The following is a 22200-nucleotide window of genomic DNA, read 5'->3' on the forward strand; positions in this document are numbered from 1 at the left end:
TCACACAGTTCAGTCTCATTGGTATTTAGATTCACCCATTCTTTTCGCTCTTTTGATCTGTGCTGTTTTCATCGGCATGTTGCCAGGAACCTGTGATGCCGTTTTTGAATAAGGGCAACATCAACCCGTCTGATCTGCAGGCCTGATGTGCCGATAGATTCAGGGCAACATGAACGCCGGTAGGGCGGCAGCCTCCACATCCCTGGTGTGAGATACGCCGTCATATGCTCGTCTCCCGCAATCGCCGACGGAGGGAGACTCATGGTCTGGAAACGCACAACATTCGCCACCTGCCTGGCCCTTGTCATCCTCATAGGCGCTATCGGGTTGCTGGGGCCTGCGAGGGCGCGCGGTGGGGACGTACAGGAGGCGGCGGTCACCTCAGCTCGCCGATTTGAGGACCAGGGCGATGGCCACGCCAACTCGTTTCGGATGAATGCAGGGACGACTGGCAACATCGCTTTCTGCGCACAGGGATATCTGGTCACCCCACAGGTGGGGCAGAAGCTTACCAGATACGGTGGCCTCTCCATTCCGGAGCTTGATTACGTGCTCTACCATGGCTACGACGGTGAAGTCGTCACCTCCCTCGCAGGGCTCACAGCAGAGAAATCAGAACTTGCAACGGCGGTCGCCGTCTGGCTCGCAATCGCAGAGCAACGCGCCGACCTGTTGACCTTCCAGGGGAACCATGAGTCCTACCACGGCAACAAGCTGTTCCGGGAGCGGTGGGAGTCGCAATCTGACCAGCAGGTCAAGCAGGCCGCTTGGTCGCTCTACCAAGAGGGCCTCGCCTACCGCGATGCGGGCGGTGGCGGCGTCGAAGCCGGCTGCGCCACCCTATGGCTCAACGGGGCGCGAAGGGGATCTGGTGGGTCGGCTGACTTTCAGGCCTTGGTGACGGTGTCCAAACGGGTGAAGGTCACGTTCGAGAAATCGAGCGACGAGCCCGCACGCACCGCAGGCAATCCCAACTACCCGCTGAGCGGGGCGCACTATGACATCTTCAAAAGGTCTGACGGTCAGAAGATCGGATCCTTCGCAACAGATGACGATGGATCGGCGGCTGTCGAGCTCGCCCCGGGCACGGCATATTATGTCGTCGAAACGGACGCGCCGACGGGTTTCCAGCGCGATCCCCAGCGCATCGCGTTTGAGACCGGACCCACCCCCTCCACCGTCAAGCTTGCCGATACACCAGGCACGGTAACGCTGCAAATAGGAAAACGCGATGCGGCGACGAAGGGCGGGGCGCAGCGTGGAGCCACGCTCGGAGGGGCGGAGTTTCGCATCACCTCCCTCTCCACCGCCGATTGGGAGGCAACAGGATCCACCGATGCTCACGGCGCTCTGACAATCCCGGGCGTCCCCCTCGGTTCTTTCCAGGTCGTCGAGACCAAGGCGCCCACTGGATACCGCATAGACCCAGCCGTGCACACCTACACGGTGGGCCCTGATGAACTCACGGAAACCGGAACGGTCGAGCTGGTGCCCGAAGAAGACTATCTCGAGTTCCCGATCGCCTTCGATCTTGAGGTCGCAAAGTTCCTGAACAAGACCGGTGAAAGCGAATCCGGACTCGAGCCTGCCGGATCGGGAATCTCCTTCGACATCGTCTCCAAGAGCACCAACAAGCCTGTGGGCAGGATCGTCACCGGTGAGGACGGATGCGCGAGCACGGCTGGCCTGTGGTTTGGAGAGGGCGAGCGGGTGCCCGGAATCTCCGGAGCCTTGCCGTTCGATGAGAAGGGATACCTTGTCAAAGAAGTTCCTGAAACGGTGCCCCCTGGATTCACGGTGAGTGACGAGTGGGAGGTGACCCCCGATCAGATGGTGGATGGGGCCACACTTCGCTACATCGTGAACAACACGGTCATCACGAGCCGCCTTCAGATCATCAAAACCGACATCGAAACCGAACGCACGATCCCGCTCGCCGGATTCAGTTTTCAACTGCTCGATGAGGACAAACGACCTATCACGCAGGAGAGCTGGTATCCGAGGCACATCGCACTCGACACCTTCACCACCGATGAGACGGGTACGGTTGCCCTGCCCGAGCGACTCAAAGCGGGAACGTACTACATCAGCGAGATACACGCTGCAGCACCATATCTCATCAATGACCAAGAGACGCGCTTCGAGATAACTGAAGGAGGCTCAGGTGCGATCGCGGTGGTCCGCGTCGGAGACGCACCGGCGAAGGGTTCAGCCGAGCTGGTAAAGACCTGCTCGGAGGATGGAAAGCCGCTCTCCGGCGCCGAGTACGATGTGATCGCTCAGAGTGATATCAGCGCCCCTGATGGCGCCCTCATCGCATCAGCAGGTCAGGCGGTGGCACATGTAGAGACCGACCATGACGGAGTGGCCCGCGTCAGCGACCTCCCCCTTGGCACGGGAACGGCTACCTACGCGTTTGTTGAGACAAAGCCCCCATCTGGCCATGCCCGTAACGTGGACCCCCTGCCGTTCACCCTCACGTATCAGGATGATCGCACGCCCACGGTGCACGCTCGCGTGGAAACCTCTGACGTACCGACGCGAATAGAGGTTGGAAAACGCGTCATGGGAACGGACAAACCCCTTTCCGGCGCCTCGTTCCTGCTTTGGAACCAGAACGATGAGGTTGCCCTTGAGCCGGAACGCGGCTTCGGTGCCGTGGCTTTGCGCATGCGAACCGCCGCCGATAACAACGTGCCGATCCACCTGGAACCGCTTCTCGACAACGCCACGGTGATACTCGAGACCGCCGAAGACCTACAGGTAACCGCCAAGGGAGCCGATGGCGCATCCATCCCACTTACCCCTGAGACGTCGCTTGAACCGGGAACGTACACGTTCCAGATCCTGCGCGGCGCCGACGTTGAGGAGCCGCCCTCACTCACGGACGTGCCCTTAGCCGCTGGTGAGGCTTATCGACTCTCCATCTCCCCGGGCATCTTCGGAGAACAGGTCGGCATAGAGACCGGGGACGGGAGCGCTGACTCCTTTGAGCTCACATGGGATGAAAAGCGGTCTGCTTTCACCTCCACACAGCTTCCCGCCGGCGGATACAGCGTGGTTGTCGACGGGAACCGACGCGGCGAGATCCATGTGAGCACTGGCTCGACCTCCTTCGCATGGGTCGAGGAGGAGGATGTGGCCTCCGTCCCTATACTGCTCAAACCGGGTGTCGGCGAGACGGTGGGGACGAGCGATGAGAACGGCCGGATCATCTTTGATCACGTCGACCGCGGACGGCACCGCCTCGCCGAGATAACGGCGCCAGCAGGATATCTTACGGAAGGCCTGGTGCATGAGATCAACGTTGATGAGGACGGGAACGTGGATGGGTCGGCAGAGCACCTGATACAGGTCGAAGACGACTTCACCAAGATCGAAATCTCAAAACGGGATATCACCACGGAAGAGGAGATCGAAGGAGCGGAGCTCACCGTAGAGGATGCCGCGGGCGGGGTCGTCGCGTCTTGGGTCAGCGGCCGCACTCCCCACCGCATCGAGGCCCTACCGCCTGGTGACTATACCCTGACCGAGCAGCTCACGCCGCGCAGTCATGATCTCGCCACCTCGGTGCGGTTCACCGTCCTCGAGTCGGGTGATGTGCAACGGGTAGCGATGTATGACGAACCGATCGAGATCCAAGGGGAGATCGACAAACGTCAGGAGATCGCCGATCCCGTCAATCCCGACACTGAGGCGATGTCACCTGATGAGCGTGGAATAGGGGTCAGCGTGTCCGATCAGGGATATTTCGACTATTCAATTGATTTCAGGAACACAAGCAGCACCTGGACAGATGAGTTCACGGTAGATGACGAGCTTGTCGCAGTTGGTGATGGCCTGGCGCGGCTTCGCGCTGTCACAACCCCACAGGGAGCGAAGGATTTCGATGGGCTCATGAACATCTGGTATCGGACAATCCGTGATAACGGAACGGCAGATGAGGGGTCGCAGGCAAATGCCACACGGGAGGACGGTCATGTGAATCCCTGGCTTGACCACGAGGAGGTCATCCGTACGCTCGGAGACGATGCCCGGTCGGTCGACTACCGAGGCTGGCATCTCTGGGCCGCTAACATCAATACGACGAGAAGCACGACCCTGACCGTCGACGGCCTGAAACTTCAAGAGGACGAGGAGATCGTGGCGGTGCGCTTCGAGTACGGACGCGTCGAACGAGGGTTCACCACGAGACCCGATGGCTGGGATCGAGACAATCTTAAAAACCCTGCCGATAACGTCCCCGATGTGCTTCCCACCCATACCCGCTTGGAGCAGCCTGCGGAAGCTGACGGCGCATCCTTCGCACCGGCGATCATCCATATGCGCGTAACCGACTCCTATACCGAGGGAACGCCGCTTGAGAACAGAGCTGAGGTCCACCTCATGCGCAACGGCGGCGGACCCGGGCTTGAGGATCGTGATGATGATCGGGTTATCCAGCATCCTGTGAGCACTGTGCGGCCACTTCCCCAGACAGGGATCACGTCTCCTCTTCCGGCACTCATCGCCACGGCTGCGACGACCTCGTGCATCTCGGGCTACCTGCTATGGAATCACATGAAGCGTCGGGGGACCGGCCATCTCCGCGCACCGAGACGCCGACCGGTCCCACCTTGGAGAACCTACGGGGTGCGCGGCGACACGCGTCGCCGATGAGTGGCACCGAGAACTAGGACCCCGGGTCAGAACCAAACTCTCCATGCAAAAGGTCACCGCCGCTCTAGGAGGACCATGTGATCGAAGCGACTTATCACATCGACGCCCATGAGATCTGCCCCCTCGAAACCAAACCATCAGATGGACCGGTCGATCTTGTTGGAGGTCACCTGATCACTCGTCGCAACTTCCTTACCGGATTGAGTGTCGGAACCGTATCAGCAGGGGGGTTCATGGCCGCGCTCTCGGCAATGGTGACCGCTCAAGATCGTGCTGCCTGGGGCGCTCGCGTTCAGCTACACCAACAGACCGGAAGGAACCCCATCGATTGGCAGGCCCTGCTCAAGGAGAATCCCGACACCATCGCATGGCTCACCGTCGAGAACACCGGGATTTCCTCCCCCGTGGTACTTCCTTCGGAGGAGGACGGTGGGGATTTCTATTTAACCCATTCGTTCCACCGAAAGCCATCACTGCTGGGAACCCCGTATATCGATAGGCGCAGCGCGGACGGCGCTCCACACGCTCTGGTCTTCGGCCACCATGTGGCCGAAGACCCGAAAGCCCAATTTGGCCCGATCCATGGCGCCAATACACCGCGCGTGTTCAAAACAATTGGCACGGCCACCTGGAGTGTGCCCGCCGGATCGAGCAGGGCGTTTCATCCGATCGCCGCACTGCGTATAAACCATAGGTCGCGGGATATCCAGAGGTTTCGGTTTGCGAGCGATGAGGAGATGCGCACATGGCTCACCAACCTCCTGCAGCAGGCGCAGACAAGATCAGAGCAGGCGACGCATATGATCGAAAAAGCCCGATGCATCCTCTCCCTTTGCACCTGTGCCGGCGACAGGCCGGGAGGACCGGAACGGACGGTGGTGATCTTCGCTTCCCCGGGGCTATGAGCGCAACGTCACCTCAAGATAGATGCAACGGATGCCTATCAGGTTGCGGAGGTGGATCCGCTGTCGACCCCGTCCTCAAAAGCGCTCTGGGATTGCTCGGCCTCGATGCGCTGCTGGCGAACCGACTCCGGCGTCGATGCCTTGATACCGACGACATAGGCCGCAAGCCCACCAACTGCGATGGCGACGACCGCTCCGATGAGGTACGCGAGCCAATGTCTCCTGATGAAGTCCCTCACAATCCCTCCGTCTGCGTTCCGAGTGGCCAAATGCTTCCAACAACCCTGCGTGCTCGCCCCTTGAGGAGCGACGTGATGCGACACACCTCAGAAGATGGCGAGGGAGGTCTCCTCGTAGCGGTCAGATCGAGCTGTAGGAACCTCCTACGAGCGGCGGATGACCTCCGTCACCACATCGGACACGATCTGCACGTTGTCGCTGTCGACGTTGTACGGCTGATCGTCCTCGCTGTGCGAGCACGCGAGACGTGTGGCATCCATACCGGCGATGGTGAGGGAGCGCAGGCTCAACTCCATCGCCGCATGGGCGTCGGTGTTCATGAACGGCAGGCGGGCGCTGGCGAATCCATGATGGAAATCCTGGGAGACGCGGTTTACCAAGCTCGCGATGCGTTTATCGCCCTTGAGAACGCGCCTCTCACCCTCATCGGTCACAACCGAGAGGGAACCCGCGCCGATCGACTCGAGATTGATCAGGAACACGCCGCGGAGCTTATCGCGATGCGCTCCGAGGAAGGCCTTCACACCCGCGTTGTCCAACTCGGAGGCACCGGTTGCAACGAACCAGATGTCATGTCCGAGCAGCTCATCGTCACCGAGGGAGGTGATCGCCTCACGAAGTTCGTCATCGCTGACGCCCTCGGGGCCGGTTGCCCCGCCCTTCCAGCTGTCATCATCGAAGTTGAACTTGTCCCAGCTTCCGATCTCGCCGCCGTTCTTCTTGGCGTCGAAGTCGTCATCGACACCCAGCCAGTCGCTCATACTGTCTTGCTGCTTCTTCTTCCTTCTATTGAAGAAGCGCGCGATCCCGCGAAGCGGGTTCGCAGACTTGGAAGGCTGCTCCTCAACGCGGTCTTCCTCTGCTGCCGTCGGGGTGTTCTCAGCGGAAGGCACCGGATGGGTGGGGACGGGATCGTTCGGTCCGATGACCGTGAAGCCCCGCTGCGCAGCCGTCTCAGAGGGGCGCGGGGCCGTGGGAGCCGCAAAGGGATCCGCCGGGGTGGAAGACGGATCCGGCACATCAAACAGGGAGGAGTGGTTTCCGTAAGCGGCGCGACCCTGGAGCGCCGAGGCGTCGGGAACTACCGGCGGAATCTGTCGGGGCGTGGGATGAGCGGCATCGCGGCTGGAGCCAGAACGGCTCGGCACCTGCGCGTCGATCTGGGCCATCAGAGAGTCAACGGTCTCCACGGGCTGGTAGACCTGCGTCGATCCACTATCAGTGGCATCGGGCATGGTGAAGACCTGCGTGCTTCGATCGGTGGTCGGAACATCCTGAGCCCCGTCTACCTCAGGAGTGCGGGGGCTCGGCGTGGGGGTAGGATCGGTGGGCGCGGCATCGAGCTCGTCCGCATCACCCTGATCCTCGATCTCCTCATCATCGGCCTCGGCGATATCCGATCCATCATCGTCGGCTTCCTCGATTTCAACGAGAGAATCCTCGATACCGTCATCAACCGGCTCAGAGGCGAGCTCCGCAATGGAAGCGGGAACGGAAAGGTCGTCGGACACGATCTCGTCATCCTGCCCGCCCGCCGCGGGAGTGACGTCCGACTCTTCATCCCGGGACGCACGCGGGCCGGCGAAGAGATCGTCTGCGGGCTCCTCCTCATACTCGATCTTGCTGGAGGACGGGATCATGCCGAGGGACCGAATGACGTCGGCCCCGTAGCGAATGTTGCCGGCCGCGTTTACCGGAACCGAGGGCTCCTCCGGTTCCCGCTGCTCGTCAAGAGCCCCGGCCTCCTCATCGGAAGGATCATCTTCGTCGAGCGCCTCGAAGGATCGCGTCGAATTCGTGTCGTCCTCAACGAACTCATCGCCTTCAAATTCAGGGGGAAGATCCATCGGTGTGTCAACGAGCTCCGAAGTCCCATTGACCTCCATGGACTGGGTCTCACCGGGTGCGACGGCATATTCCTCAGAGGAGCCTTCCTGTGGGGCCTCATGTTCAAACTCAGGCGCGTCCCCCTCGCCGAACTCCTCATCATCGGCCGCCTCGTCAGGGACGGGCTGATCGACGGGAACCAGGCGGGCGGCGAGCTCACGCTGGTTGGCGATGTACGCGTCGAATGGAATATCCTGCGGGAACTCATCATCACCCGGGAACGGCGCCACCGTGTCCATGACGCCGAGCAGCGCGGCGACAGAGGACTTGTTGCACACCGACCCCGTGGTGTACGGGAGGACGAACCGGTTGGCGATGATGGCCACGGCCTGCGCCAGCGGGATCAACGCGCAAACGAGTGCCAGCAACCACAGGACGATCTTGAAACCGCCGGGAAAGGGAAGCAGGTTCAACACGGCGATGACCGCCGGCGCGACCGTCGCATACGGGAGGGTTTTGACCAGCAGGGGGCGGTACGGAGCAAACGGCAGCTGCGCGAGGAGGTCAGCGCGAGGCGAATCATAATGGGCGACCACCACAACCGGTCGGTTGCGGGGCGATGCCATAGGGCCCTCCGCCTTGTGGTAGGCGATCACGTTCTGCGACAGGCCGTTCCCACTAAAACGGGAGAGCACGGGCCGACCCAGATACTCAAGCACGAATATGACCGCAGCGGCCACCACAAGCAGGAATCCGACGATGGCAACGGCACCGCTGAAACCCATGAGCAGGGCTCCTATGAAAACCGCGATGCCCAATCCGGCCTGTATGAGCTTGGAGGAGGTGGGGGCGGCGAACTCCTGCATCTGAGGCTCAAAGCCATGGTTTTTGAAGATGGAGGCGATGAGCTCTGCGGCGCTGCGCTCTTCCTCGCTGCAGGCGGGCGTGATACCCACACGCTGCAGGAGGTGGTTGAGATACTTCTGGGTACTGGCCATACGGGCTCCACATCAGATTTTAGGTTCAACGGGCACACCACGTGGGCAGCATGCCTATATATAGCCAAAAGTATACCCTTAGTCCATGGTAGCTGCAGCAATCTGCGTAGGCTGTCGACAACATGGGAGGCAAGCGGCGAGCCCTCATGGACTAAAATGGATACGCGTAGCTTTATTCACCGCACGCTTCCTGCAGAAAGGTCCCTGGTCTATGCCTGTCGAGCCCGTCACCCCCGCGCGAACCCGCAATCGGGACGACAACGCGGCCCACCGGATTCTCAACCTGCTATTCATGCTCAATATCAGCCGCACACCACTCTCCACCGAGCAGATCATCGATGCCGACGAGCTGGGCTACACCTCCTCGAACCGAGATTCGAGTCTCAGGAAGTTCAGGCGTGACCGGGAGAAGCTCGCCGAGCATGGCATCGTGATCCGTGAGATCCGCGAGGATGGCGCACGCGAGACCGAATCAAGTCGGTGGGCTATCGATCGGAAAGCGACCCAGGCGGACCTCGGCCTCATCCTGCAAGAGGATGCGGAGGCGTTGATCGACGCCATCGATGAGCACTTGGAACGATCGGATATCCCCTACCGCGCCGCGCTCGAGCGGATCCGTCGGAAGGTCTCCCAGGGAGCCGGAGTGCTACCCCGCGCGGCGGAGATCCCGTCGGATCGAGGAGGTCAGGGTGCCGCGAATCCTGCACTCAAGGTCATCTGGACCGCTTTCTCCCTACGGCAGAAGCTCCCCCTGGTCTACCGTGACGCCAAGGGACGGGAGAGCAGGCGAACCGTATCCATCTTCGGGATCTTCACCCTTGAGGGAAACTGCTATTTCGTGGGTGACGACGGAACAGGCTCATGCAAGACGTTTCGGGCCGACCGGGTCACCCGGACCTTGTTGCCGCGTGGGACCTATCGCATACCACCTGACTTCGATGTGGGCGACTACCTGTTCCTCCCATTCGATTTCGCACCCGGGGACGGTGTCGTGGCCACCTTCAGGTTTGACCGTCTCGCCACCGATGAGGAGATTCGAATGGTCACCCGAGGCCGTGGAGCGCTGGAGAGGAGTGGGGAGGAGACCCGCTGGCGCGTCCAGGCCAGAAGTCTCACTGCGGCGGCGGCATGGGCCCTCTCCCACCAGACCCCGCTCCGCATCGTGCCAGAGGGTCCGCGGGAGCTCATCGATGCATGGGACGAGCTCATCTCCCAGGCGGTGACAAAACATGAATAGCGGTGGACGATCCAGCAAGGCAAGCGGGGCGAATCTGCGCATCGCCCGCACAATCGACCTGCTCTCCCTGCTCAGCTCCAGCAGGAAAGCGGCCGTCGCGATCGAGGACGCCAAGCGGGCCCTCGAGGTCGATGACGCAGGCCTCGAGGAGGTGCTCGACCTCATTGACGGTCTCTCTGACGAGGAGACGGGGGCGCGCATTGCCATCATGCGCACCGAGGACGATCTCGCCCTCATCGGCGATGCGGGGAAGCTAGGCCCCTATCGCCTCTCCCTAGATGAAGCGGCCGTCCTCACCCATATCCTCGATTCGGTGCGCTTCGACCGTGCCGCCCGCGAGCGCGTTGAACGCGCCCTGCTGCCCCCCGGTGCTGCCACAGCACCAGAAACAGACCAGGGTATCGGCGATGGAGTTCGCTACGGACCGTACTACGGACTTCTCACAGAGGCCGCACGCGTTGGCATCCGCTGCCGCATCCGGTATCGATCGGCGGGCGAGGCCGCCCCCTCTTGGCGCCTCGTCGATCCCGGCCAGATCACGACTGAACAGGGGGTGGCGTACCTCATCGCATGGGATGTTGAGGCCGATGGCGAGCGCCGGTACCGCCTTGACCGCATCGGCGAGGTGACCGAAACCGATGACTCCGTGGTACATCATGCCTGGACCGGTGAGTCGACCGCCGCGAGCTTGCGTGTCAGCGGTAAGGAGGCCGTCCTCGTCTTCCCCTCGCGCGTCGATGCCGAACGCCGCCGCTGGGCCGGCCTCCACGATGTCCAAGAGATCCCGCACGACGAGCCGCGAGTGCGAGCCACGCTCTCCTACACCTCGGAGTCCTGGCTCCTCAACCAGGTCCTCGCAGCGGGTGGAGATATCGAGATCATCGAGCCGGAAGGTCTACGCGACAGGCTGCGCTCCTATGGACAGCGGCTCATCATCGGCTGATCCGGAGCCACGGACCGGTTGTCGGCGTCCATCGGATCCGCAACGACCCATCTCACGCGAGGCGGCGGGGGTGCGCCACCACATGGAGGCGCCGTGCCGCCGCGCATCAAAACGCGGGCACAGCATCGCCATCTCAACCCGCCCACGGTTCTATACCCTTAGGTCTAGTTCGGCCCTAAGAGACCCGACCTTGCCTGGCTGGCATGCCGCCCCTCACTCGTGGGCGCTCCTCCAAAGCTTGAGATAGCGCCCCACCTGCGCGCTCTCGATACGCTGGAACCCCACAGGCAGGGAGGAGAGGAACTTCTTTCCATACCCTTTGCTCACCAGTCGGGAGTCGGCGAGGATGAGGACCCCGGTGTCCGTCGAGGACCGGATGAGGCGGCCAGCGGCCTGCTTGACCTCTAGGACCGCGTCGGGCAGGGCGTAGCGCATCCACGCCCGATCCTCCCGGGCGCTGCGCTCGCAGGCCAACGGGTCCGTCGGGCTCGCGAAGGGGAGCTTCGGGATGACCACGCAGCGAAGCGTCTCCCCTGAGGCGTCGAATCCCTCCCAAAACGCCTTGAGGGCGAAGAGCGAGGAGGACGTGTTCGACACGAAGGAGTCCCTAAGGCGCTTTACACTTGTGCCCTTGAGCTGGCACTCGAGCACCAGTCCAGCACGAGAGAGCTGAGGGCACACGCGCTCGTAGAGGTCCTCCATATCGCGGCGGTTCGTGAACAGGGTGAGCACCGACCCTCCCATGGCCACGTGCACGTCGACGATCATGCGCTCAAGGCCCACGAGGTAGGCGTCCCGGTTCCTGGGGTCGGGCAGGTCACCGGCAACCACCACGGCCATGTTGCGCTCGAAGTCATAGCTTGAATCCAGGTGCAGCGTCTCAACCGATCCGCACGGCAGGCGATCCAAACCGATCGAATGGTTGAAATGGTCGAACGACCCCGACACCGTCATGGTCGCCGAGCTGAAGATCACGCTCTTCATCTCCGGATACCAATCCTCCGCAAGGGCGGCGCCGATATCCATCTGCTCGGCGGTGAGCACCTCACCGCCCGCTTTCACCCGCCGATTCACCTGCAGGGAGTAGACATATCGGTCATCGGTGCCTGCGAGCAGGAGCGCCAGGGTCTCCTTCATCTCGCGCAGCCGGCGCTCAGCGTCGGCGAGCTCAACGACCGACTCCGGCTTCTCCTCCCCTATGGCCGTCACAGAGTCCGCGAGGTTTCGGTCAGCCTGCTCAAGGGCATCGAGAGCTGTCTGCGCCACCGCAGCGAACCCCTCCCATGAGGGCGTGGTGCGCAGCTCCGCTCCGATCCACACGCTCGCGTTGTCGTATCCCCCCGACCGCTGCGTGCGGGAGAGCTCGCGCACGGCCTCAAAGAGCTCGGCCATCGCCAACGAGGCGCGCTGCACCGCGGTGGACGCCTTCACCGTGATCCCCATGAAGAGCGTCATGGCGTCAGAGCCCGTGAGGTCGCTGATCAAGTGGCCGATGGCGCCGCTCTTCTCGCCTCCCAGGTGCTCGAAGAGGGCCCGCGACTCATCGGCGGACACCGTGCGGGCCCACTGCCGCCGCGCCTCGTCCTCAATGGAATGTGCCTCGTCCAGCACCCAATGGCGGATCGGCGGGAGGATCTTCCCCTCAGCCGCCACGTTGCGGAAGAGCAAGGAGTGGTTCGTGACCACCACATCGGCCTGGGCGGCCCGGCGGCGAGCCCCATGCACCAGGCATTTATCGGGGAAGAACGGGCAGAGGCGGCGGGCGCACTCACGGGAGGTGCTGGTGAGGTCGGGACGGTTCACACTGCGCCAGCGGATACCGAGGCTGTCGAGATCGCCGGTGGGAGACTGGCAGACATAGGCGTAGATGACCGCCATGGCCGTCAGGGTGTCCGCCGGGTCCCGTGTGGTGTGAATCTCTCCCCCGCGGGCCAGCCGCTCGAGCTTCCGCAAGCAGGGGTAGTGATCGTAGCCCTTGAGCGCACAGTAGCTGAAATCGCCGTCGAGCTCGCGGGACAGACGGGGAAGCTCATGGTACATAAGCTGGTCGGCGAGGTTGTTCGACTTCGTCGCGATACCCACCGTCACCTTGTTGCGCCGCGCCGCCTCGGCCAGGGGCACGAGGTAGGCGATCGACTTGCCGACGCCCGTCCCCGCCTCGATCACGCGATGCGTCGAGCTGGCGATGGCATCGCGCACCGCCACCGCCATCTCCACCTGCTCGGAACGCGGTTCGAATCCCGGGTACATGCGGCTCACCAGCCCACCGGGGGCGAACGCATCCTCCACCTGGTCAGCGCGGGGCATGTCCATGCCGGCGAGGTTGTCTGCATCGTTCTTGTCCATCCCACCCGCGGCATCGAGCACGGCAGCGCGAGCGGCGGCGAGCGAGAAGGTGGCCGTGGGGTTCTCCCCCGCCAGATACGAGAAGATCGGCCGGTACGACCAGGGCACGTCGGGGTGCATGTCCGCAAGAAGCCTCATCAGCCCTGCCGGGAGATCCGCGAGGGCGGTGAGGAGGATGCGCCAGACCCCCGCCAAGGCGTCGACGTCGTCCCCCGCCCGATGCGAGACCGCAGCGCAGCCGAAGAGCTCGGCCATAGTGGAGAGCTTGTGCGAGGCCAGACGGGGAAGGGCGATGCGAGACAGGGCGAGTGAGTCGATCCAAAGCTCACTCACGTCGGCGCCACCCGGCACCTGCTCGATGAACCCGCGGTCGAAGGCGGCGTTATGTGCGATGACAGGGCTGCCGCCGACGAAGGCCGCGAGCTCCGCCACCGCATCACGAGCCGAGGGGGCATCGATGACATCTGCATTGGTAATGCCGGTGAGCTTGGTGATCTCGGGCGGTATGGGGCCGGTGGGGTGCACGAAGGTGTTGAAGCGGTCCACGACCTCGCGGCCCGAGAGACGGGCGGCGGCGATCTCGATCAGCTCGTTATCGCGGGTCGAGAGGCCGGTGGTCTCGGTGTCGAGGATTACCACATCGTCTTCGATCAGACCGAAGGTGCGGGTGCGGGCCCGTTCCGCCAAGGTTGCATAGGACTCGATGATAGCGACGGGGGTGCCCGGCAGAACCGCAGCCTCAAACGTGGTGTTCAGATTGCTCAAAGGTTCATTCACTCCTGCGTCCGTGCGATGGCCAGATCCACCAAGGTCGCGCAGACCTCGGAGAACACCAGGTCATCGGTGTGGGCGATCTCATCGGGGAACAGGGAGGTGCTCGTCATACCCGGCAGGGTGTTGGTCTCGAGTATGACCGGACCCGCCGCGGTCACGATGAAATCGCTCCGCGAGAGGCCACTGCACCCGAGGGCCCTGTGGGCTGTGCAGGCCATCTCCTGTACGCGTTCGTACATGTCCTCGTCCAACCGGGCGGGAATCTGGTGGATCTTCTCAGGATCGATGTACTTCACGTCGAGGTTGTAGAATTCAGCGCCCTCGTTCTCACAGCAGATTTCCACCACGGGGAGCGCCCGCAGGGTGTCGCCACCGAACACGCCGACGGTCACCTCCGTGCCGACGATCCGCTCCTCAACCAGCACCTTGTCACCAAACTGGAAGGCCCGCTCGATCGCCTCGGGCAGATCAGCGGGGTCTTTGACCAAGCTGATACCGTAGCTCGAACCATTCTCCGCCGGTTTCACAAAAAATTGACGCCCTACGTTCGCCGCTAGCTCCTCAAGGGAGACCTCATCGCCTCGACGCAACGTGAGCCCGCGTGGGACGGGAATCCCCGCGTGCGCATATATGAGCTTTGCGATCTCCTTATCGGATGCGACGGCGCTCGCGCTTACACCGGATCCCGTGTACGGGATGTTGAGGAAGCTCAGAAACCCCTGGATGACCCCGTCTTCGCCGCCCTCGCCGTGGAGGGCGAGGAACGCGACGTCCCACGGCTCATCGACGATACGGCGATAGAAGTCCCCAGCGGCGATGTCCAGCAGCTCGACGGTTCCAAACCCGGCATCGAGGAGCGCCTTTGCGGCGTTCTCCCCAGATGAGAGAGATATCTCCCGTTCGCTCGACGTCCCCCCAGCGAGTACGGCGATGCGCATACCCTGACGATCAGACTGAGCCATGCCCAACCTCCCCAGATGGCGCCCATGCGTTGTGCGTGGCCGCTGTTGATGGATTATGCTGTTTCGGGCTATCCCGTGCGTACACGCGATCTCCACCTGCAGTACCTTATTGTAGAGGGACATGCGCCGTTTTTTCCCGAAAGGAAGCCCATGCAACTTAGCACCACGCGGAGGGATATTCGCTCCCTTTCCGCTGATGATCTCCTCGAGCTGACCGCCAAGCTCGGGCAGCCGAAGTTCCGTGCCAAGCAGCTCGACGAATGGATCCACGCCAAGAATGCCACATCGTTCGACGAGATGACCAACCTCCCCAAGGCGTTTCGCGAGCAGCTTGCGGAACGCTTTGGCTTCGCGGTTCCCGAGGAGCTCACCAAGCAGGTCTCCCGTGATGGATCCCGCAAGTATCTTCTGCAGTTCAAAGACGGCGTCTCGGTAGAGACTGTCGGCATGCCCACCAGGAACAAGCTGGCTGTCTGCATCTCAACGCAGGCGGGATGCGCCATGGGATGCGCCTTCTGCGCCACCGGCATGAACGGTCTCATCAGATCGCTGACCGCGCGTGAGATGGTTGACCAGGTCCTGCATGTCGCCGCCGACTTCAACGAGCGCGTCACGAGCGTCGTGTTCATGGGACAGGGAGAGCCCCTCGCCAATTTCGATGAGACCCTCGCTGCCCTGCGCATGCTGAACGCGCCCGACGGGCTCAACATCGGCGCTCGCCATCTCACGGTCTCAACCTGCGGCATCATCCCGGGCATCAAGCGCTTCGCAGAGCTCGATGAGCAGTTCACCCTCGCTGTCTCGCTCCACTCCGCCGTTCAATCGACGCGCAATCAGCTCATGCCTGGCGTGAAGAAGTTCACGCTCCTCCGCCTCCATGAGGCCTTGCAGGCGTACACCGAGAAGACCGGACGTCGTCCGAGTTACGAGTACGCGATGATCGACGGGGTGAACGACACCAATCCGGAGATGCAGGCCCTCATTGACTTCTGCCAGGGCACGCTGTGCCATGTCAACCTCATTCAACTGAACGATATCCCCGGCAGCCCACTCAAGCCATCTCCACTTGAGAAGGTGGAGGCTCTGCAGCGCCGCCTCACGATGCACGGTGTCGAGGCCACCATTCGCAACTCGCGCGGTGGAGACATTGACGCCGCATGTGGTCAGCTCAAACAGCGGTTCACGGTGCCAAAGGGCGGTGCGGGCGCGTAGGCCCTCATTCAATATCAATATCTCGGTTTCATGTGAAACGGGAGGCTATGTCCTAGCCTCCCGTTTCTTCTCAAGGTATTTAGTTAGGCACCTTACTTATTGAGGGATTCCCACTGATTCTCAACCCAATCTCGGTTGATCTGCGGGTTCCTCGTGAGCTGAGCGCGGCGCATGGCCACGTCTTCGCTCATCCCCTCGAGCTGCTCCTTTGAAGCTGTGAAGAGGTTCGAGACCTTGCTCTGTATCTTCTCGCGAAGTTCAGGGTTGCTTACAAGCTTGTATCCCGCAAACGATCCAGCTGCAACTGCCACCGCTACCACTGCGAACCTGATTGCCTTATTCACTTCAATACCTCCCTTTCTTACATATTGACGATGGTCTCAAGGATTGCATTGAGTTCATCCTCATCTTTGAATTCAATCTCGATCTTGTTCTTTCCTCGCAGAGACTTCACCCTGACATTGGTGTTGAAGACCTGACGCAGTACCCGTGCGGCCTTCTTATAGGACTGTGGTGTCACTGGACGAGGAGCACGGGGTTCATCTCCGACTGAAAACAACGGAGCAAGGTTTTCAGTCGCTCGGACCGAGAGACCTTCTTGAACAACTTTCTCAGCAAGCTTGATTCGTTGATCCTCATATGGCACAGCAAGGATTGCCCGGGCATGCCCCGCCGTGAGCTTCCCATCAAACAAGAGATCCTGTACCTGCTCTGGAAGGTCGAGAAGACGCAGTGAATTTGTGATCGAGGAACGAGACTTCGATACCGCTTTTGAAAGTGCCTCCTGCGTCATGCCGCTTTTTGAGATCAGCTGTCGATAACCACGGGCCTCTTCGATTGGATTGAGATCGGAACGTTGAAGATTCTCAATCAGAGCGAGCTCAAGCATTTTGTTGTCATCAACATCCTTGATGATGACGGGTACTTCTACGAGCCCAGCAAGTTTTGAAGCCTGATACCGACGTTCACCTGCGATGATCTCATACGAGTCACCCTGAGTGCGCACCAACAGCGGTTGCAGGACACCGTTCTCACGGATCGAATCTGTGAGCTCCTTGAGCGGACCTTCCTCAAAGTGCGTACGCGGTTGATTCGGATTTGGATGAACCTTTTCGATTGGTATCATCGTCCCGTTTGCTTCGTTTGAATAGCCTGTCTCGGTTTGAGCTTCACCCATCAGTGATCCCAAACCACGTCCCAATGCAGACTTCTTTTTCGGGCTAGGCACGTTTGATCACCTCTCTTGCAAGGTTCATATACGCTCTTGAACCTTTGTTGTTTGGCGAGTATTTGAGAACAGGCATGCCGTAGGAAGGTGCCTCGGATACCTTCACTGAGCGTGGGATGACCGTTTTAAAGGCTATATTGCCAAAATACGACCGTACTTCATCAACAACCTGTCGCGAAAGCGATGTTCTGCTGTCAAACATCGTCATCAAAACACCGAACGTTCCAAGATTTCTATTGATCCGTCCTTTGACCATGCGCATTGATTCAAGAAGCTTTGTAACGCCCTCTAGGGCGTAATACTCACACTGAATTGGAATGAGAACGCTGTCTGCAGCAGCAAGCGCATTGATCGTCAACAAACCAAGTGAAGGCGGACAATCGATAAGTACGAAGTCAAAGTCCTCAATGACCGGCTCTAGCAGATCTTTAAGGCGAGTTTCGCGTGCCATTGCAGAAACGAGTTCAATCTCTGCGCCTGCGAGCTGAATTGTAGCAGGGATCACGAAGACTTTTTTGCATATTGTGTCCTCGATTAGCTCTTCTGCTGGTACATCATGTAAAAGAGCGTTATACACATCTTGAGTGAGCTCTTCTTTATCGATGCCAAATCCGCTGGTTGTATTTCCCTGCGGATCAAAGTCAACTATGAGCGTTTTCCTGTTCAGCTCACCGAGTGCTGCAGCAAGATTTACCGCAGTTGTTGACTTTCCGACTCCACCCTTTTGATTAATTATCGCAATGACACGGGTTCCTTTTTCGCTTTTTGAGCGTTGAACCTCTTTATAACTCACGAAGCCCCCTTACTCGTAATTATCTTCTGTTTGCATCGTTGCTATTGTTTCACGTGAAACCTTTTCACCGTCGAAACTATTATGTTTCACGTGAAACACTCATGCAAGCGGCTTCTTACGTGCCTGACCGACGGATCGCGGAAGTTTGACCTGCGAAGGACGTGAAACCCGATAACGGAAGAGGGTTCTGTGTCCATATCCATCCGGAAGATCAAATTCAATACGCTCCTCGAGGATATAGCCTAATACGCGGCTTGCATGGCTGGCCTGTTCAAACTCCTCGACAGAAGGAATCCCCTTGGAGACAAGGAGGGAACCGTTTTTAACAAGCAGAGGACGGCTATACTCAAGCAGAGTGGCAAGAGGAGCTACGGCACGTGCAACTACAAGATCAAAGGAGAATTTCTTTGCACGGGCAAACTCCTCAACGCGAGCATGCACTGTCTCAATATTGTTGAGGTTCAGTTCATCCGCAATCTCCTGCACGACAGCAACCTTCTTCTTGACTGAATCAAGCAGGCACCATGAAGCACTTGATGCACAGGCAAGAGGTATACCGGGGAATCCGGCTCCCGTACCCATATCAAGGCATATTTCACTTACTGCTGGAACATAGGGTAAGAGTGTCAATGAATCGAGGATGTGGAGCACGAGAGCACTTTTGATATCAGTGATCCTCGTCAGGTTGATATAGTCATTGACCTGTATCACATAGAGAAGGTGTCTGACACATTGCTCAAGAGCTTCATCAGAAATGATGATCCTAAACTTGGAGCAGTACGTTCTCAGTTGATTCAAAGCCTGCTCGATCAACTCATCATCCTCAAGGGTAGCCAGTTGAATTGATCGCTTATGTTCACTCATTGATATCCCTTCGCCACAGCTGACTGAAGTCAGTGTAACAAGAAGTTGAGACAAAAAAAGAGGGGTGCCGGAGCACCCCTCTGCAATATAGATATGAGCTTCGATCAAAGAACCTCAATCACCACATGGCGATCGAAATCCGAGCCCTCTGAATGAGTCTCAACATCAGCTTGATCGCGCAAGGCGATGTGGACAAGACGACGCTCATAGGCACTCATAGGTGGAAGGGAGACGGATCGATTCTGACGGACAGCACGAGCAGCTGCATTCTCAGCCATGGAGACAACCTTGTCGCGGCGACGATTCTTATATCCCTCGATATCAACGACAACCGGATACCTGAACCCAAGCTTCCTGCTCACCAGGAGAGAGAACAGAGACTGCAGGGATTCCAAGGTGCGTCCATGTCGTCCGATGAGCACCGCAAGGTTCCCCTTGGTCACATCGAGGATGAGCTCGCCCTCGTCGCCCTCGAACTCCTCGATGGGGGAGTCCTCAACGTTAAAGTACCCGAGGAGAGAGCGAAGGATTGAGAGCGAGATATCAGCGATAGTGTCAAGCTCCTCATCGCTCAGCTGTTCACCAGCCTTGTACTTCGCTGCTATCTCTGAATAAGCTCCTATTGTCTGCGGGGCCCCTTCGGTGATCTCGATGACTTCCTCTTCCATGGCTACCTCCATAGTAAGGTACCTAAATAATTAGCGAACTAGACTAACTCTTCTTATGAGGGCGGGCCTGCCGCTCACGGCGGACCACATCAACCTCAATGGGCGCCGAGGCCATACGGGCTTCCTCCTCGGCCTTCGCCTTCTCGGTGACCTTCCTGGTCACCAGCTGCTGCTGGATCACCTGCCAGAGGGAGGACACATCGTAGTAAAGCAGGACGCCGGCCGGCAGACCCCAACCCATCCAGAGCATCATGACGGTCATCACGACGGCCATCACACGCATGCTCTGGGCCTGGCTTCCCGTCTGATTGCGGGACTGCAGCAACGTGGGGATGAGGGTCAGCACCGAGAAGAGCACCAGCGCGACCAGATACGGGATGGCGGTGACGGGATCGTTCGCAAACGCCTGCGAGGGGACCATCGTGAGATCGGGAAGGATGTTGTAGAACGAGAACGCCGAGGTCTCAACACCCGGGAAGTAGGAGGGGAGGTTCCGCAACAGCGTGAAGAGCGCGAAGAGGATCGGCATCTGGATCAGAAGCGGCAGGCAGCCCCCCAGCGGGTTGAACTTGTTCTCGCTATAGAACTTCTGCATCATCTCCTGCTGCTTCTGGGGATCATCAGCGTACTTCTGCTGGATCTCCTGGAGCTTCGGCTGAAGCACCTGCATACGCGCCATGGATCGGGTTGAGCGCAAAAGCAACGGGGTCAGGAGGAGGCGAATGATCAGCACCAAGATGATGATCGAGAGGCCCCAGTCAACAGCGAACCCCTGGATGAGCTTCAAGATCTGAAAGAGGATGTCAACGATCCAGTCCCACATGTGTGTCCTTCCAAACGGTCATCGTGCCGCTAGGGCACGGGGTCGTACCCACCGGGGTGCAAGGGGTTGCACCGAAGGATGCGACGGAGGGCGAGCCAGCCGCCGCGGAGGGCGCCGTATCGCGATATAGCCTCAATAGCATACTGTGAACAGGTGGGGATGTATATACATGCATCCGGCAAAAGGGGTGATATGACCCGCCGGTACCCCCTGATGAGGGTGAGCAGGATGCGAGCGAACGGGCTCGGGGTGCGCTCAGTCATGGAGGTTCGCCCGTCTCACCAAGCTGACGAGGGCGTCGTCCATATCAGCCGGCGACGCGCTCCTCGTCTTGGGTGTCGCGAAGAGGATGATATCGCGGCCCGGGGCGGGGAGCGACGATCTGCGCGCCGCCTCGCGGAGCACGCGTTTCGAGCGATTTCTCACCACCGCGCAACCCAGGCGCTTAGCAGCGACGAAGGCGACCCGACCTGGGTCGCCTTCGTCTGCTGCGTCGCATACAACCATTTTGATGAGCGGATGGTTGTACCGTTTTCCCTGTGTGAACGCGCGCTCGAAATCCTGACGAGACTTGAGGGTCCTCATGCGCAGGACACGATGTTAGTTGTCGCTCACCGTGAGACGCTTGCGACCCTTGGCGCGGCGACGCGCGAGCACGGCGCGGCCACCCTTGGTGGCCATGCGGGCACGGAAGCCGTGGGTCTTGGCACGCTTACGCTTGTTCGGCTGGTACGTACGCTTCATGGGTGAGTCCTCCTGCTGTATGACGACCGCCCACCGGACGAACCGATGGGCCTTTTAGGCACGTGAGCTTATGGATTGTAGGGAAAAGGCCGCGCGCGTGTCAATCTGCACGCGGAATTTGGCCATAAAAACACCTGCACATCCTGCACGTTATTGCTCAAACACATTTAATTTCACGTTCTTTCACGAAGTTTTCAACAGGTAAACGGGAAATAGTTGATAACTTTTCACGACTTTTCTTCACTTTTCAACATGGAGGGAAAAGTTGTTGAAAACCCTGTCGAACCGGAGTGGGAGCGCTATCCTAGACGGGAACCCGCACAGAATGAGAACGCGATGGCAAATGATTTCTACCCGTTCGTCGATTCCGGCGATCCGACACCTGACAACACGCATCTACGTCCCGCAGATGGCGAAGGCGTATCACCCGCTCCGGAGGAGGGCCCTGCATCCACGCTGCCCGACGCCAGCGGGGTAGCGGTGCGCTACGCGACGCGCATCGCCGTCTACGACGACCTGCTCTCCACGCCGCGCATCCTCATCATCAGCCCGCACGACGTCCGCACCTACCTTGAGGAGATCACGAACACGGTATATAGGTGCATGCGGGAGCAGGGGGGGCGCCTCTCACTCATGGTCATCCGCGAGATCGTGGAGAACTTCATCCACGCGCACTTCGTGGAGCCCATCATCTCCATCCTCGATGACGGGAACACGGTGCGCTTCGCCGACCAGGGACCAGGCATCCAGAACAAGGAACGCGCCTTCGAGTTCGGGGTCACCTCCGCCGACCGCGAGCAGAAGCGCTATATCCGCGGCACCGGAGCCGGGTTCCCGATGGTCCAGCAGTACCTCGAGAACGCCGGCGGTGCCATCTCGATCGAGGACAACCTCGGCCAGGGTACGGTTGTGACCGTGACCGTGGACGCCGCACGGGCTGCCGAGGTCGAGGCCGCGGCACGCCGCGGGGCTGCCGT

The 22200-nt window shown here is 60.0% G+C and carries 19 protein-coding genes; 6 read left to right on the forward strand and 13 right to left on the reverse strand.

Going from position 1 to position 22200, the window contains the following annotated elements:
• Positions 1-495: 495 nt before the first annotated feature.
• Both CAP13_RS00145 and CAP13_RS00150 read left to right on the forward strand, forming a co-directional pair.
• Complete coding sequence (locus tag CAP13_RS00145; RefSeq protein WP_179184858.1) at positions 496-4659, forward strand: MSCRAMM family protein; 4164 nt, start codon at positions 496-498, stop codon at positions 4657-4659.
• Between the two features lie 77 nt (positions 4660-4736).
• Positions 4737-5564, forward strand: coding sequence for a class B sortase (locus CAP13_RS00150; protein ID WP_085829666.1), 828 nt, complete (start codon positions 4737-4739; stop codon positions 5562-5564).
• 38 nt (positions 5565-5602) lie between these two features.
• Here CAP13_RS00150 and CAP13_RS00155 read toward each other — a convergent pair whose 3' ends face one another.
• Positions 5603-5803 (reverse strand): hypothetical protein, encoded by a 201-nt coding sequence (locus CAP13_RS00155; RefSeq protein ID WP_085829667.1) that lies wholly within the window; start codon positions 5801-5803, stop codon positions 5603-5605.
• A gap of 144 nt (positions 5804-5947) precedes the next feature.
• Positions 5948-8629, reverse strand: coding sequence for a M28 family peptidase (locus CAP13_RS00160; RefSeq protein WP_085829668.1), 2682 nt, complete (start codon positions 8627-8629; stop codon positions 5948-5950).
• A 292-nt stretch (positions 8630-8921) separates the two neighbouring features.
• On the opposite strand from CAP13_RS00160, the gene CAP13_RS00165 reads away from it, so the two are divergent.
• Both CAP13_RS00165 and CAP13_RS00170 read left to right on the forward strand, forming a co-directional pair.
• Complete coding sequence (locus CAP13_RS00165) at positions 8922-9866, forward strand: helix-turn-helix transcriptional regulator (RefSeq protein ID WP_179184859.1); 945 nt, start codon at positions 8922-8924, stop codon at positions 9864-9866.
• Entirely contained in the window at positions 9859-10809 is a 951-nt protein-coding gene (locus CAP13_RS00170; RefSeq protein WP_085829670.1) for a helix-turn-helix transcriptional regulator, read from the forward strand. Before CAP13_RS00165 ends, CAP13_RS00170 begins: the two co-directional genes overlap by 8 nt.
• Before the next feature lie 213 nt (positions 10810-11022).
• Here CAP13_RS00170 and CAP13_RS00175 read toward each other — a convergent pair whose 3' ends face one another.
• Together CAP13_RS00175 and CAP13_RS00180 are read right to left on the reverse strand one after the other, a co-directional pair.
• Positions 11023-13920, reverse strand: coding sequence for a helicase C-terminal domain-containing protein (locus CAP13_RS00175; protein WP_085829671.1), 2898 nt, complete (start codon positions 13918-13920; stop codon positions 11023-11025).
• Between the two features lie 8 nt (positions 13921-13928).
• Complete coding sequence (locus tag CAP13_RS00180; RefSeq protein WP_085829672.1) at positions 13929-14891, reverse strand: D-alanine--D-alanine ligase family protein; 963 nt, start codon at positions 14889-14891, stop codon at positions 13929-13931.
• Positions 14892-15041: 150 nt separating this feature from the next.
• Here CAP13_RS00180 and rlmN point away from each other — a divergent pair, with 150 nt between their 5' ends.
• Complete coding sequence (gene rlmN, locus CAP13_RS00185; RefSeq protein ID WP_085829673.1) at positions 15042-16103, forward strand: dual-specificity RNA methyltransferase RlmN; 1062 nt, start codon at positions 15042-15044, stop codon at positions 16101-16103.
• Between the two features lie 92 nt (positions 16104-16195).
• On the opposite strand, the gene CAP13_RS00190 is transcribed toward rlmN, so the two are convergent.
• The 9 genes from CAP13_RS00190 to rpmH all read right to left on the reverse strand — a co-directional run bounded on the left by CAP13_RS00190 (position 16196) and on the right by rpmH (position 21223).
• Positions 16196-16447 (reverse strand): hypothetical protein, encoded by a 252-nt coding sequence (locus CAP13_RS00190; protein ID WP_085829674.1) that lies wholly within the window; start codon positions 16445-16447, stop codon positions 16196-16198.
• A 17-nt stretch (positions 16448-16464) separates the two neighbouring features.
• Positions 16465-17280, reverse strand: coding sequence for a ParB/RepB/Spo0J family partition protein (locus CAP13_RS00195; protein WP_085829675.1), 816 nt, complete (start codon positions 17278-17280; stop codon positions 16465-16467).
• A 43-nt stretch (positions 17281-17323) separates the two neighbouring features.
• Positions 17324-18124, reverse strand: a complete 801-nt coding sequence (locus CAP13_RS00200) for a ParA family protein (protein WP_085829676.1) — start codon at positions 18122-18124, stop codon at positions 17324-17326.
• 99 nt (positions 18125-18223) lie between these two features.
• Complete coding sequence (rsmG, locus tag CAP13_RS00205) at positions 18224-18988, reverse strand: 16S rRNA (guanine(527)-N(7))-methyltransferase RsmG (protein WP_085829677.1); 765 nt, start codon at positions 18986-18988, stop codon at positions 18224-18226.
• A 104-nt stretch (positions 18989-19092) separates the two neighbouring features.
• The gene (locus CAP13_RS00210) at positions 19093-19656 is read right to left on the reverse strand and encodes a Jag family protein (protein ID WP_085829678.1); all 564 of its coding nucleotides are present in this window, start codon (positions 19654-19656) and stop codon (positions 19093-19095) included.
• A gap of 43 nt (positions 19657-19699) precedes the next feature.
• Positions 19700-20479 (reverse strand): YidC/Oxa1 family membrane protein insertase, encoded by a 780-nt coding sequence (locus CAP13_RS00215; protein ID WP_085829679.1) that lies wholly within the window; start codon positions 20477-20479, stop codon positions 19700-19702.
• 29 nt (positions 20480-20508) lie between these two features.
• Positions 20509-20742, reverse strand: coding sequence for a membrane protein insertion efficiency factor YidD (yidD, locus tag CAP13_RS00220; RefSeq protein ID WP_085829680.1), 234 nt, complete (start codon positions 20740-20742; stop codon positions 20509-20511).
• Positions 20735-21064 carry a ribonuclease P protein component gene (gene rnpA, locus CAP13_RS00225; RefSeq protein ID WP_085829681.1) on the reverse strand — a complete coding sequence of 110 codons (330 nt, stop codon included), beginning with the start codon at positions 21062-21064 and terminating at the stop codon, positions 20735-20737. Before rnpA ends, yidD begins: the two co-directional genes overlap by 8 nt.
• Before the next feature lie 15 nt (positions 21065-21079).
• Positions 21080-21223: a 50S ribosomal protein L34 gene (gene rpmH, locus CAP13_RS00230; protein ID WP_085829682.1), complete on the reverse strand. Its 144-nt coding sequence runs from the start codon at positions 21221-21223 to the stop codon at positions 21080-21082.
• A gap of 336 nt (positions 21224-21559) precedes the next feature.
• Here rpmH and CAP13_RS00235 point away from each other — a divergent pair.
• A partial coding sequence (locus tag CAP13_RS00235; RefSeq protein ID WP_143764866.1) for an ATP-binding protein occupies positions 21560-22200 on the forward strand: 641 nt, incomplete at its 3' end.

This window comes from Collinsella vaginalis (assembly GCF_900176655.1).
Classification (GTDB): domain Bacteria; phylum Actinomycetota; class Coriobacteriia; order Coriobacteriales; family Coriobacteriaceae; genus Collinsella; species Collinsella vaginalis.